15 protein-coding genes are annotated in these 12,802 nt (G+C 69.5%); 7 read left to right on the top strand and 8 right to left on the bottom strand.

The window, feature by feature from the left end; translation table 11 throughout:
* Positions 1-110 precede the first annotated feature (110 nt).
* A complete protein-coding gene (locus tag G9C83_RS00655; protein WP_167244204.1) occupies positions 111-1,400 on the bottom strand; it encodes an amidohydrolase in 1,290 nt (429 codons plus the stop codon).
* A gap of 423 nt (positions 1,401-1,823) precedes the next feature.
* On the opposite strand from G9C83_RS00655, the gene hisG reads away from it, so the two are divergent.
* Entirely contained in the window at positions 1,824-2,672 is an 849-nt protein-coding gene (hisG, locus tag G9C83_RS00650) for an ATP phosphoribosyltransferase (protein WP_167244203.1), read from the top strand.
* Here the strand turns inward: hisG and G9C83_RS00645 are convergent, their stop codons facing one another.
* From G9C83_RS00645 to G9C83_RS00635, 3 genes are all read right to left on the bottom strand, one after another.
* A complete protein-coding gene (locus G9C83_RS00645; protein ID WP_167244202.1) occupies positions 2,673-3,026 on the bottom strand; it encodes a hypothetical protein in 354 nt (117 codons plus the stop codon).
* Between the two features lie 63 nt (positions 3,027-3,089).
* Positions 3,090-3,458: a hypothetical protein gene (locus G9C83_RS00640; protein WP_167244201.1), complete on the bottom strand. Its 369-nt coding sequence runs from the start codon at positions 3,456-3,458 to the stop codon at positions 3,090-3,092.
* A 3-nt stretch (positions 3,459-3,461) separates the two neighbouring features.
* Positions 3,462-4,022 (bottom strand): TATA-box-binding protein, encoded by a 561-nt coding sequence (locus G9C83_RS00635; RefSeq protein WP_059057913.1) that lies wholly within the window; start codon positions 4,020-4,022, stop codon positions 3,462-3,464.
* 115 nt (positions 4,023-4,137) lie between these two features.
* On the opposite strand from G9C83_RS00635, the gene G9C83_RS00630 reads away from it, so the two are divergent.
* The 3 genes from G9C83_RS00630 (at position 4,138) to G9C83_RS00620 (ending at position 6,227) form a co-directional block, all read left to right on the top strand.
* On the top strand, positions 4,138-5,100 hold the full coding sequence (locus G9C83_RS00630) for a TIGR01177 family methyltransferase (RefSeq protein ID WP_167244200.1): 963 nt from the start codon (positions 4,138-4,140) through the stop codon (positions 5,098-5,100).
* A gap of 122 nt (positions 5,101-5,222) precedes the next feature.
* Positions 5,223-5,498: a hypothetical protein gene (locus G9C83_RS00625; protein ID WP_167244199.1), complete on the top strand. Its 276-nt coding sequence runs from the start codon at positions 5,223-5,225 to the stop codon at positions 5,496-5,498.
* Positions 5,499-5,615: 117 nt separating this feature from the next.
* Positions 5,616-6,227, top strand: a complete 612-nt coding sequence (locus tag G9C83_RS00620; RefSeq protein WP_167244198.1) for a hypothetical protein — start codon at positions 5,616-5,618, stop codon at positions 6,225-6,227.
* Here G9C83_RS00620 and G9C83_RS00615 read toward each other — a convergent pair.
* Genes G9C83_RS00615 through G9C83_RS00605 form a run of 3 tightly spaced genes read right to left on the bottom strand, consistent with a single transcriptional unit; the run spans position 6,218 to position 9,676 of the window.
* Positions 6,218-6,565, bottom strand: a complete 348-nt coding sequence (locus tag G9C83_RS00615; RefSeq protein ID WP_167244197.1) for a hypothetical protein — start codon at positions 6,563-6,565, stop codon at positions 6,218-6,220. The genes G9C83_RS00620 and G9C83_RS00615 overlap by 10 nt on opposite strands.
* 37 nt (positions 6,566-6,602) lie before the next feature.
* On the bottom strand, positions 6,603-7,616 hold the full coding sequence (locus G9C83_RS00610) for an AAA family ATPase (RefSeq protein WP_167244196.1): 1,014 nt from the start codon (positions 7,614-7,616) through the stop codon (positions 6,603-6,605).
* A gap of 56 nt (positions 7,617-7,672) precedes the next feature.
* A complete protein-coding gene (locus G9C83_RS00605; protein ID WP_167244195.1) occupies positions 7,673-9,676 on the bottom strand; it encodes a hypothetical protein in 2,004 nt (667 codons plus the stop codon).
* 258 nt (positions 9,677-9,934) lie between these two features.
* Here G9C83_RS00605 and rnz point away from each other — a divergent pair, with 258 nt between their 5' ends.
* Entirely contained in the window at positions 9,935-10,867 is a 933-nt protein-coding gene (gene rnz / locus G9C83_RS00600; protein ID WP_167244194.1) for a ribonuclease Z, read from the top strand.
* Here the strand turns inward: rnz and G9C83_RS00595 are convergent.
* Positions 10,849-11,568, bottom strand: coding sequence for a DICT sensory domain-containing protein (locus G9C83_RS00595; protein ID WP_167244193.1), 720 nt, complete (start codon positions 11,566-11,568; stop codon positions 10,849-10,851). The two genes, rnz and G9C83_RS00595, sit on opposite strands and share 19 nt — an antisense overlap.
* A 151-nt stretch (positions 11,569-11,719) precedes the next feature.
* Here G9C83_RS00595 and G9C83_RS00590 point away from each other — a divergent pair, with 151 nt between their 5' ends.
* Together G9C83_RS00590 and G9C83_RS00585 are read left to right on the top strand one after the other, a co-directional pair.
* Entirely contained in the window at positions 11,720-12,052 is a 333-nt protein-coding gene (locus G9C83_RS00590) for a hypothetical protein (RefSeq protein ID WP_167244192.1), read from the top strand.
* A gap of 12 nt (positions 12,053-12,064) precedes the next feature.
* On the top strand, positions 12,065-12,778 hold the full coding sequence (locus G9C83_RS00585; protein ID WP_167244191.1) for a DUF2270 domain-containing protein: 714 nt from the start codon (positions 12,065-12,067) through the stop codon (positions 12,776-12,778).
* The last annotated feature ends 24 nt before the right edge of the window (positions 12,779-12,802 follow it).

Raw genomic sequence — 12,802 nt, 5'->3', positions numbered from 1 at the left:
AGCGATGTACGGATAAATGCCACTGCCAAACGTCAGTTTCCTATCCGTTTCCGACGTTGTACGCGCTCGACTGTCGGTAAGCCCGCCTTACTGTGATTCGTTGGCGAGGCTCACTCGGCGCGCTCGGCGAGCGCCGCAGCCCGGGACTCGGCGCGCTCGCAGACCGCCGCCTCGTCGAGCGTCTGGAGCTCCCGGTCCCGCATCAACACCTCGCCGTCGCAGACCGTGTGCCGGACGTCGCCGCCCGTCGCGGCGTACGCGAGGTGGGAGACGTAGTCGTGGACGGGCGCGAGGTGCGGCGCCGAGAAGTCCACGACCGCGATGTCGGCGTTGGCGCCCGCCTCGATGCGTCCGCCGTCGAACCCGAGCGCGTCCGCGCCGCCGGCGGTCGCCATTTCGACGGCGGCTTCGGCGGGCACCGCCGCGGCGTCCGCCGCCGCGAGTTTCCCGAGCATCGCCGCGTCCCGCAGCTCGTCGAAGAGGTCGAGGTCGTTGTTCGACGCCGCGCCGTCCGTCCCGAGCGCGACGTTCACGCCCGCCTCGCGCATCGCCTGCACGGGCGCCATCCCGGACGCGAGCTTCATGTTCGACGCCGGGCAGTGCACGACGCTCGCGCCGCGCTCCGCGAGCACCTCGTGCTCGGCCGCGTCCGTGTGCACGCCGTGCGCGAGGAAGTCCTCGCCCGTAACCATCCCGAGGTCGTCCGCGTACTCGATCGGGCGCTCGCCCCGCTCGTCGACGATCGGGTCGACCTCGTCGGTCGTCTCGTTCGCGTGGAAGTGCAGCGGCACGCCGTGCTCGCGGGCCTCCGCCACGAACTCCCGGAGGTACTCCTCGCCCACGGTCGTCAGGCTGTGCGGCATGTACGCGGTCTTGATTCGTCCGCCCGCGGCGCCGTCGAGTTCGCGCGCCACCTCGACGCTCTCCTCGTTGTCCCGGTACGCCTCGCCCTCGTCCTTCCCGACGGTGACGACGCCGTGCCCGAGCCGCGCCCGCACGCCCGCCTCCTCGACGGCGTCGGCGATTTCGGGCACGTGGAAGTACATGTCCGCGAACGCCGTCGTCCCCGCGCGAATCATCTCCACGAGCGCGAGGTCCGCGCCCGCCCGCACGTCCTCTTCGGTCAGTTCGCCCTCCGCCGGCCAGATGTCCTCCTGCAGCCACGCGTCCAGCGGCTTGTCGTCGGCGTACCCCCGCAGCAGCGTCATCGCCGCGTGACAGTGCGCGTTCACCAGCCCCGGCATCACGAGGCCTCCCTCGGCGTCCAACCGCTCGTCGCCCGCCTCGACGTCTCCGACGTCGAGAATCTCGCCCTCGTCTCGGTCGACGAGCACGTCGCCCTCCGACACGCTCATGTCCGGGTGGAGCACCCGGCCGCCTGCGATTCGCAGTGTAGTCATGGCCTGGGCTTCGACTGACTCGCTTGTGTGTCTGTGGGTTTCGCGTTCGTGACTTGCTGGACTCGTCTCTGTGGGTTCTACTGCGGGCGACAACTCCGTTGACTCCTTCTCGGAAGCCCCCGGCCGCTCGCGGTCGCTCGCTTGCTGCGCTCCTCGGCCTCCGGCCTGCGGTGCTTGCATCGCGAGACGACTACGCGAGCGGCTGGCCCATTCCAACCCCGTCCTTGGGTTGCGAGCATCCGTGAGCGAAGCGAGCGGTTCACCGCCGGAGCGGGGCGAAGCCCCGCGGAGGCGGGTCTTTTTAGCGTAGCGTTTTGCGCCGAGGGGTGCCCGCAGCGACCAACGGGAGCGAGGACACCCGAGGCGGAAAAAGGTCCGTCACAAGGAAAACCTAGTTCCCCCTGCCACGTCTATACCGGATGTATGCGCATTGCCGTGCCCAACAAGGGGCGCCTGCACGACCCGACGCTGGACCTCCTGGACAGGGCTGGAATCGGCGTGGAGAACGGGGCGGACCGGCAGCTGTACGCGGACACCGTCGACCCCGAGATTACGGTCCTGTACGCGCGGGCGGCGGACATCCCGGAGTACGTGGCTGACGGCGCGGCGGACCTCGGCATCACGGGCCTCGACCAGGTCCGGGAGTCCGGCGCGGACAACGTCGAGGACCTCTTGGACCTCGACTACGGGAAGTGCCGACTCGTCCTCGCCGCGCCGGAGGACGGCGACATCGACGAAGCGGCCGATCTGGCGGGGAAGACCGTCGCGACCGAGTTCCCGACGATCACGCGCGCGTACTTCGACGGGAAGGACGTCGACCCGGACATCGTGGAGGTGACGGGGGCGACGGAGCTCACGCCGCACGTGGAGATGGCGGACGCCATCGTGGACATCACGTCGACGGGGACCACACTACGAGTGAACCGCCTGAAAATCGTCGACGAGGTGCTCCAGAGCTCGGTGCGGCTGTTCGCTCGCGAGGACGTCACCGACGACCAGAAGGTCGAGCAGGTCTCGACGGCGCTGCAGTCGGTGCTGTCGGCGGACGGGAAGCGCTATCTGATGCTGAACGCGCCCGAGGACAACCTCGACGCCATCGAGGACGTGATTCCGGGGCTCGGCGGGCCGACGGTGCTGGACGTCGACGAGCCCGGGATGGTCGCGGTGCACGCCGTCGTGGAGGAGCGGGACGTCTTCGAGGCGGTCAACGACCTCAAGAGCGAGGGCGCGTCGGGGATTCTGGTGACCGAGATCGAGCGCCTCGTCGAGTAGCTACCGCAGGAGGTCGCCGGGTTCGCCGAGCAGTTCCGCGGCGGACGCGGTCACGGGGTAGAGCACGAACCCGAGCACGCTGAGTCCCGCGAGCGCGAGCGCCGCGAGGCGGAGCTCCTGGGCGGAACTAGCGACGAGTGCGAGGGCGGCCGCGCCCGTGGGTGACGTCCACGCGCTGGTGCCCGTCTCGGGCTCGACGAGGATGCGGTACGCGACGAGGAGGACCGCACCGATGCCGAGGACGGCGGCGACGTCCGGGCCGGGCTCGTGGACGTAGGACGCGGCGTACGCGAGCGCGGCGGCGGCGACCGCGAGCACGCTCGCGTGGAGCGCGCGCCGCTCGTAGTCGTTCATGCGAACGTGTACGCGAAACGGGGCCTAAAACGAGGGCGGGCGTTCTCCGCGCGTGCAACTCTGCTACCCGGGCGCGGTGCCGAGCAGCGCGAGCAGGTTCGCGGCGAGCAACACGAGCGCCAGGGTCACGACGTAGTGCATCACGACGACGAGCGCGGCGGTCCGGTACTTCACGCGGTAGACGGCGTGGACGGCCGCGAGGTCGGCGGCGAGGCTGACCGCGACGATGACGGCCGGGTTGTACCGGACGAGCGCGACGGTGACGACGGCGGGCGCGATGCCGACGACCGCGGCGCGCTTCAGCGGGACGTCACCGAGTACGTACGTCGCGGCGACGTGCGCGGTGAACGCGAACAGCAGCCAGCCGCCGACGAGCGTGCCGACGTACTGGCCGAGCGTCCCGGGCGCGGGCTGGACGGCTGCGACGGACACCGCCTATTCGAGGAGGCCGAGCTCTTCGAGCCGGGAGACGATCTTGTCGACGGCGTGTTCGGCGTCCTCGGGCTTCTTCCCGCCGGTGATGACGAGCTTCCCGGAGCCGAACAGCAGCGCGACGACCTCGGGCTCGTCGAGGCGGTAGACGAGACCGGGGAACTGCTCGGGCTCGTACTCGATGTTCTCGAGGCCGAGGCCGATGGCGATGGCGTTCAGGTTGAGCTGCCGTCCGAGGTCCGCCGACGTGACGATGTTCTGGACGACGATCTCGGGCTCGTCCTCGACTTCGATGGAGAGCTCGCGGAGCTTGTCGAAGACGATGCGCAGGCTCTCGTGGACGTCGTCGGTGGACTTCGCGCCGGTGCAGACGATCTTGCCGGAGCGGAAGATGAGCGCGGCGCTCTTCGGGTCCTGGGTGCGGTAGACGAGGCCGGGGAACTGCTCGGGGTCGTAGTCGGCCCCCTCCAGGTCCATCGCGACGCTCTGCAGGTCGAGTTCCTGACCGATGCCGGTCGAGGCGACCACGTTTTCAATGTTGATGGTTTCCTTTGGGTCAGTCATCGTTCGCCTTAAACGACGTATTTAAGGTTTATAAAGGTTGGTAGTCCGGGCAGTAACGCCTCAAGTACCCCGCGATGCCGGCAGGCTGATTGCCCGCGGGCGTCCACCTCGGGGCGTGTACGTCCTCGAACTCGCCGGGGAGGCCGACGCGTTCGCGGCCGCCGAAGCGCGTGCCGCCGCCCGCGACGTCGACGTGGTCGCTCCCGGCGTCGCGCTCGCCGAGACCGTCGACCGCGAGCGCTTCACCGGGCTCGCCTACGCCCACCGCGCCGGCGAACTCGTCGCCGAAACCACGGCATCCGTCGATTCCGCCGTCGACGCGCTCCGCGAGGCAGCCGTCTCCCGCGAGGGAACGGTCGCCGTCCGCGCCCGCGACGTCCGGAGCGCGGCGAACGTCGACACTCAGCGGGCCGAGCGCGAACTCGGCGGCGTCCTCGTCGACGAAGGATTCGAGGTGGACCTGGAGGGTCCCGACCACGAACTGCGCGCACTCTTCTCCCGTGACCGCTGCTTCCTCGCGTGGCTCGCCGTCGAGTCCGTCCGCGACTACGGCGACCGCAAGCCCACGGACCGCCCGTTCTTCCAGCCGGGCAGCATGGACCCCCTTCTGGCTCGCGCGCTCTGCAACCTCGCCCGCGTCCGGCCCGGGGACGCCGTTCTCGACCCGATGTGCGGCACCGGCGGCGTCCTCATCGAAGCCGGGCTGCTCGGCGCGCGCCCGCTCGGCACCGACGCCCAGCGCAAGATGGTCGAGGGCGCCCGCCAGAACCTCGCCGCGTACGTCCCCGAGTTCGACCTCGCGCGCGCCGACGCCGCCCGCCTCCCGCTCCGCGACGGCGCTGTGGACGCTGTCGTCTTCGACGCGCCGTACGGCCGCCAGTCGAAAATCGAGACCCACGAGCTCGTCGACCTCGTCGGCGACGCGCTCGCGGAAGCCCGCCGCGTCGGCGACCGCTGCGTGCTCGTCGCGGACCGCGACTGGCGCGACGAGGCCGACGCCGCCGGCTGGACCGTCGCCGAGCGCTTCGAGCGCCGCGTCCACCGCTCGCTCACGCGGTACGTCCTCGTTCTCGACTGACACGACGGGCGTGTCGGTGGGCCTGAACGAACGCTCCCGCTAGTGAGAGACTGACGCGCCGAAGTTCGACCCCTCTGGCGTTCGCTGGTATACCTTGGGACGAAGAGCCACGGATAACACTTTTGGCCGCGTATCCGCTCCGTTACTGTATCAACGCCGAAGTCGCTGCGCGTCTCTGCGTCGCGGTCGTCGCCGTCTGTCTGCTGGTCGGTGCCGGCGTTCAATCCGGTATCGCGGGCGACGGCTCCGCGGCGAGCGGAGACTCCGTCGCCGAGCAGTCCCGCCTCGCGGGCGTCGTCCCGCCGCTCGCGCTGCAGATCAGCCCGCAGCGCGCGCTCGCCTCGCTGGCGTTCCTCGGCGCCATCGCCGCCCGGAACGCTCGCGGACCCCCAGCCTAACTTTCGACTCACGGTTTCGAGGGGCGTTCGAGCACCGGAAACCTCGGGCCAGCGCCGACCGGGAGTTCGGATTCCAAGCGGCAACTGCAATCAACCCCCGTCGCGTACGGGAGACGTATGGTCGAGCGTGCTACAGACTCACTGCCCGCCCGCCTCGACGCCGCCGCCGACCTCGGCGTCACCGCACTCGCGGTCGGCACACTCCTCGGGCTCGTCGCGTTCCTCACGAACCCCGTCCCCGACCCGTCGTTCCCGTGGGCGACGCTGCCCGCGTCGCTGCGTCTCCCGGTCACCCAGCCCCGCATCGAGCACTGGCCGGTGACGTACACGGTCGCCATCTGGACGTGGGTGTTCGCGCTCCCGTTCGCCCTGCTCGCGGTGTACCGCCGCTACGCATCCCGCACTCCCCTCGGCCCGAACGCGTGGCTGGTCGCCCTCCCTGCCTGCCTGATGGTCGCACTCACCACTTACTGTCGGTTCTTCTGGCCGAAGCTCCACCCGCCGACGTGGAACGCCCCGTCGTACACACTCGTCTGCTGGGGGTACTGTTCGTCGTACGTTCCAGCGTGGAGCAACCTCGCGTACGCCGTCGCCGCGCTCGGCGTCGTGGCGTTCCTCGCCACGCGCTCGAACGGGGAGCACGGCCGCCGCCTCGCCGCCGCGTTCGGCGTGCTCGCGCTCCCGCTGGGCTTGCCAGCGCTCGTCTACGCGCTGCCCCGCTACCGGTAGAGGTCGGCGGCGACCGCGACCGCGAACGACGCCGCGAGCACTACGAGCACGCTCACCGTGTGGTCGCTGACCGGCATCAGCCCGAACAGCCTGACGGTCGCCACGGAGAGCACGTAGCCGGCGAAGCAGACGAACCAGACGCTCCCGTACGCCACCGGGAGGTCGTCGGCGGCCGCCGCCCACCCGACGACGAACCCCGGACCGAGCACGACCAGCAGCCGCCACCACGGCGGCTCCGGGCCGAAGAGCGCATCCACGGCCAGCGACAGCGGCAGCGCCACCAACAGCACGGCGCCGACGACGATGCCCGCGTGCTCGAACTGGTCGGCGAGAGACACACTCGTCCTCCGTGGCCGCCGTAGAAAAGTCCCACCCTTACTGGGCGTCCCGGCCGAGCTCCGCGAGCAGCCGCCCGACCTGGATGCGGTCGCTGTTCCCCGCGTTCAGGTCGAACTCCACGTCGCCAGCGAGCCGGTGGAGCTCCGCGAGCTCGTCGCCGTCGTACCGCGAGCGCCCCACGCGAAGAACCTCCTCGAGGACCTCTTCGCCGCTCATCCCCTCGTCGACGAGCAGGTCGTCGAGCGTCGAGCGCGCGTCCGTGAACTCGCCCGCTTCGGCGTCGTCGAGCATCGACTCGATCTCGTCGTCGGCGCCGACCTCCTGGAGCGTCTCGTAGGCCGCGTTCATCGTCACTTCGCCCTCCTGCTCGGCGGTCGTCTGCGCGCCCAGCACCGCCTTCCGGAGGTCGCCGTCGGCGTACCCCGCGACGAACTCGACGCCGTCCCCGTCGTACTTCACGCCCTCCGCTTCGACGATGTCCCGGAGCACGTCGGTGATCTCGTCGGGCGTCGGCGAGCGCACGGACACCGGGAAGCAGCGCGAGCGAATCGGCGGAATCAGCTTCGACGGCTGCCGCGTCGCGATAATGAACTGCGTCGCCTCGTGGTGGCGCTCCATCACGCGCCGCAGCGCCTGCTGGAAGTCCTCCCGGATGGCCTCGGCGTTGTCCAGCAGGATCGTGTTGTAGTCGCCGGAGACCGGCGGGTAGCTCGCGGACTCCTTGAGCACGTGGTTGATGAGGTCCGCCTTCGAGGAGTTCCGGCGGCGCTTCGAGGAGATGAACTGCGAGAACCGCGGGTCCTCGCTGACCTCCTTCTTCGTCATCCCGAAGAAGTCCCGCACGTTCAGCTCAACGAGGTCGTTGTCGGGGTCCTCGTGAGCGTGCTCGGCGAGCGCGCGCACCGCCGCCGTCTTCCCCGCGCCCTCGGGCCCGTAGACGACGAGGTTCACGGGCTCGTCGGTGGCGTCGCGGAGGCGGTCACGCAGCTCCGCCTGCGGCAGGTCGGCCAGCGACGGCGCGTGCTCGTCTATCCACAGCGGCTCGTCCATTACCCGGCGGTAGCCGGCGCGGCACAAAGAAAGAGTCGGTCCGGGGCGCTATCGGCTTACGCGCCCGCTTCCGTGGTGGTCTCGTTGCCGGTCGTCTCGTTGCCGGTCGTCTCGTTGCCGTCGGCTTCCGTCGTCATCTCGCCGCCGGCGGTCGTCGTCATCCCGTCGTCGGTCGTTCCGTCGTCGGTAGCGTTGTCCTCGGTACCGGTGTCCGTGGTGTTATCCTCGGTACCGGTGTCGGTCGTGTTGTCTTCCGTGCCAGTGTCGGTCGTGTTGTCTTCAGCGCCAGTGTCAGTGGCGTTGTCCTCAGTCGTGTCGTCACTGCCGGTCTCGTTACCGGCGCCGGCCTCACCGTCGTCGCTGGGTGAACCGATCAGGCCGGGGGCAACTCCGCCGCCGTCGTCGCTGTCGTCGGTCTCGCCGTCAGTGGCGTCGTCGTCAGCTGGTGCGGCGGGTTCGCCGTCAGTGGCGTTGTCCGCTCCCGTGTCGTTACCGGGCGCGGCAGGCTCGCCGTCGGTGGCGTTGTCGGCCATGCCGTCGTCGGTCTCGTTCTCGTCAGTCTCGTTGGCCGGCGCGGCGGGCTCGCCGGTCGTCTCGTCGTCGGTCTCGTTGTCCTCGCCGTCAGTGATCGGCGTCGGACCGACGTCGGCCTCGTCGTCCTCAGCCGTCTCGTCGTCGGTCGGCGCCTCGGTCGTCTCGTTCTCCTCCTCGTCGACCGGCGCGGCCTCCTCGTCCGCGGCGCCGGTGACGTTCGCGGCGTCCGTGACCGGCACGCCGTCAGTCACGTACGCGCCGTCGTCCTCACCTTCGGAGGCGACGAAGTCGTACGTCTCGTCGTCGGTCGTCTCCATGTGCGGCATCGCGATGAGCGTCTCGTTGCCGGAGAGTTCCTCGTCGTCGAACTCCGCGCCCTCGACGCCCTCGTACAGCGTCACGTTGACGTCGTTGTGCCAGCCGGGCTCCAGGTACTCGGAGACGCCGACGACGCTGCCGACGACCTCACCGTCCTGGAGGCTGCTGTCGTGGACGGTCACGTAGCCGCCCTCGGGGACGTAGGCATACTCGACGGTGACGTTGTTCCCGTCGGCCTCCTGGTCCTCGAAGTTCACGAGCGCGTCGTCAGTGACGGTGAGCTCGTTGAACTCGCTGGAGTTGTACGTCGTGATGCCGTGGATGTAGTCGTCCTCGGAGAGGTTCTCGTCCACTTCGAGGGTGATGTTCTCGGTCTCTCCCGCGTCGAGCGTGACGTTCTGGTGCACCACGACGTCGACACCACCGCCTTCGAGGCGGTACGCGATCTCCTCAGAGTGTTCCTCGTCGCCGGTGTTCGTGATGTTCGCGCTCACTTCGAACGACTCGTTCGACGGGATGTACGCGGGCGCTTCGACGTCCGAGATGGCGAGACCGCTCTCGCTCATCTCGGCGGTCTCGTTCATCGCGTCGTCCTCTGCTGCGGTCTCGTTCGCGTCCGCGTCCTCGTCGCCGACCTGAGCGCCGTCCGTGTCGGCCGTCTCGTTGTCGGCCGTCTCGTTGTCGGCCATCTGGTCAGCGCCGTCCGTCTCGAAGGTCACTTCGGCGTCGTCGACGACAGCCTCGCCGTCAGTCGTGTACGGGCCGTCGTCCTCGCCCTCGGAGGAGACGAAGTCGTAGCTCTCGTCGTCGGTCGTCTCCATGTGCGGCATCGCGATGAGGTCCTGCGTACCGTTCATCGCGGTGTCGTCCGCCTCGTCGAGGGTCACGGTGACGTTCTCGTGCGTGCCCGGTTCGAGGTACTCGGAGGTGCCGACGACACTGCCGATGGCGTCACCGTCCAGGAGGCTGCTGTCGTGGATGGTCACGTAGCCGCCCTCGGGGACAGTGACGCTGTCGACGGTCACCGTGTTATCGTCGGCCGTCTGGTCCGAGAAGGATACGTCCGCGTCGCCCTCCTGTAGCGCTGTCACTCCGTCTGTCGCGTCCGCTGTCGCCTGATTCGCTGGTGCCTGCACTGCTGTCGCGGCGCCGCCCCAGAGGACGAGCGTGCCGACGACAGCGAGCACTGCGAGTTCTTTTCCGTGCATATGTGGTGTTACCCGTCTGTCGCAAACGGCAGAAGTATCCATAAACAGAGACGATAGTTCACGACGATTTCACATCTTATAGGGCTTCTACTGCCAGAAAGACGAAGTTACTTTTTGAAAGTAACTGCTACCTGATAACAGGGCCGACGTACTCTCGACAAGATCGGCTTACCGGCCGTGTCGGCCGGCGACGCGTAGCTCTCTCGGAGGCGTTCGCCTTTCGGTGGGGTTTTGCGCGCGCCACCCCCACGTCGTGGTATGACTCTGCAGGTGACGTTTCTCGGGACGAGTGGGGCCGTCCCGACCACCGAACGGAACCCCAGTTCGGTGTTCGTGCGGCGGGAGGGCGACGCCTTCCTCTTCGACGCCGGCGAGGCCACCCAGCGCCAGATGATGCAGTACGGCACGGGGTTCGACGTCTCCGACGTGTTCGTCACGCACGCCCACGGCGACCACGTCTTCGGGCTCCCCGGCCTCGTCCAGACGTGGGACTTCAACGACCGCGCCGACCCCCTCACGATTCACGTCCCGCGGGGCCTCGGCGACCGAATCGAGGCGCTCGTGTTCGCCGTCGGCGGCGACGTCGGCTTCCCCGTCCGCGTCAGCGAGGTGTCCGCCGGCGAGACGGTCCTCGACCGCCCCGAGTACGAGGTCCGCGCGTTCGACACCGCTCACCGGACGACCTCCGTGGGGTACGCGCTCGTCGAGGACGACCGGAAGGGCCGCTTCGACCGCGAGCGCGCCGAGGAGCTCGGCGTCCCCGTCGGCCCGAAGTTCTCGCAGCTCCACGACGGCCAGCCCGTCGAACTCGACGACGGCACCGTCGTCCGCCCCGAACAGGTCGTCGGCGACCCCCGGCCCGGCCGCAAGTTCGTCTACACCGGCGACACCAGCCCCCACGACGCCGTCGCCGCCGCCGCGGAGGGCGCCGACCTCCTCGTCCACGACGCGACGTTCGCCGACGACGCCGCCGACCGCGCCGCCGAGACCGGCCACTCGACGGCCGGGCAGGCCGCCGAAATCGCCGCTCGTGCCGACGCCAGAGCGCTCGCGCTCACGCACGTCTCCTCGCGGTACGCCGGCGACGCCCGCGAGCTGCGCGAGGACGCCGAGGCCGTCGACTTCGACGGCGAGGTGTTCGTCGCCCACGACGGCCTCACCTACGACGTCCCTTACCCCGACGCCGACTGACGCGCCGCCACCTCGGAGACGGCGTCCAGCGCGATCGCCACCAGGTCGCTGTCGTACGTCCAGACGCCGCGGAACGCGTCGCTCTCGTGTTGCTCGGCGACGAGCGCGCACTGCTGGTCGGTGCGACCGCCGTCGAACACCACGAACCAGAACTTCCCCACGTCCGGATGCGGCGTCTCGTGGACCGTGACCGGCTCGTCGGCGAGCGACACCCCGCCGGGTGACGGCACGAAGTACGCGTGCACGTCGAGGGCCGTCTCCTCGACGAGCCGCCGGTAGTGGGGGAGCTCCCGCTCGAACGCCGCCCGCGTCTGGAAGCCCGCGTGCAGCGTCCCCGTCCCGGTGCGCCACGCGCGGTCCTCGATCTCCCGCGCGGTCGCGAGCAGCTGCCGGTGCGAGAGCGACCGGAACACGGAGTCGTCGAGCAGTTCGTGCAGCGCGTGGGTCGCCGCGGGGTAGTCGTCGGGCTCCTCGACCGGCGGCTCGAAGTACGCCCGCAGGTCCGTCAGCGAGACCGCGGCGCGGAACTGGTCGTCCTCCCGCACCGTGGCGAACGGCGCCGACTCGTCGTATGGTTCGCCCTCGACGACGTCCACGTTCCGGCTCTCGAAGTACGCCGCGAAGTCGTCGGCGCTCGCGCCGTGGACGACGAGGGTCTTCTGTCGCGCTCGGGCCGCGTCGAGTACGTCGGCGAGTGGCATCTTGGTGAGTCCAGCGGCGGAGAACTGTCGCGTGTGCCGCTGCCGCGAGTCTGTTAGGACGACCGACACTTACCTATTTTGTCGCTCGTGGAGCGTGGTGCTTGCGAGTACCGGCCGTCGAGTTATCCGGACCAGCGTCGTATTCGACTAGATGGCAGACGACAAACAGGGCCGCGAGGAGCAGGCCGACAACGAGGAGAAGCGACAGCGGAAGCGCATGCAGGAGGAGGCTCAGACCCGCGCGGACGAGCCGGAACCGGTCCACGAGGAGCCCGACGACCACCTCGGCGAGCTCGACGACGCCCTCGAGTCCCACGACTACCCCGCGGACACCGAGGAGCTCGTGGAGACGTACGGCGACTACGAGGTCGAGACCCGCGACGGGTCCGAATCGCTCGAAGACGTCCTCGACGAGTCCGAGGACCGGACCTACGAATCCGCGGACGACGCCCGCTCGCGGATTCTCGGTCTGCTCCGCCGCTGACGACCGCGCCCCATGGATTCGAGCAGCGACGACTTCGACCCGACGACCGCCGACCAGCGCGAGGTGGGCCGCGACGTCGGCGACGACGGCGGGGAACTGGGGTCCGTGATGGCCCACGCCTACCGCGGGGAAGTCGACCGCGTGGGGACGTGGCGCCAGCGCCTCGACCAGACCACGACGTGGGCGGTGACGCTGATGGCGGCGATTCTGACGTGGGCGTTCTCCAGCCCCGACAACCCCCACTACGTGCTGCTGGTCGGCGTCGTCGTCGTCGCCGTCTTCCTCGGCGTGGAGGCGCGGCGCTACCGCGACTACGACGTGTTCCGCTCGCGGGTGCGCCTGCTCCAGGAGAACCTGTTCGCGAACGCCCTCGACCCCACACGGGGCGTCGAGAGCGAGGACTGGCGCGTACAGCTGAGCGACGACTACCGCCGGCCGACGGTCAAAGTCTCCCTCGGCGAGGCGCTCGCGAACCGCCTCCAGCGCGTCTACCTCGCGCTGTTCTCCGTCCTGCTCGCCGCGTGGGTGTTCCGAATCACCGTGTTCGCCCCCCGCGAGGACTGGCTGTCGACCGCCGCAATCGCACGCATCCCCGGGGTCGCGGTCGTCGCCGTCGTCGGCGTGTTCTACGTCGCGCTGGTGGTCGTCGCGTTCTGGCCGCGGGAGCGCCACGCCAAAGGCGAGTTCCGCGAGGGCGACGCCAGCGACTGGAAGGAGTCGGAGTGATCGGCCGGGCCGGGCGCCGACTCC

It is taken from the genome of Halobacterium sp. R2-5 (assembly GCF_011734195.1).
In the GTDB taxonomy this organism is placed as follows: Archaea; Halobacteriota; Halobacteria; order Halobacteriales; family Halobacteriaceae; genus Halobacterium.
The sequence above is the reverse complement of the archived record's forward strand: the minus strand, read 5'-3'. Positions and strand labels throughout refer to the sequence as shown.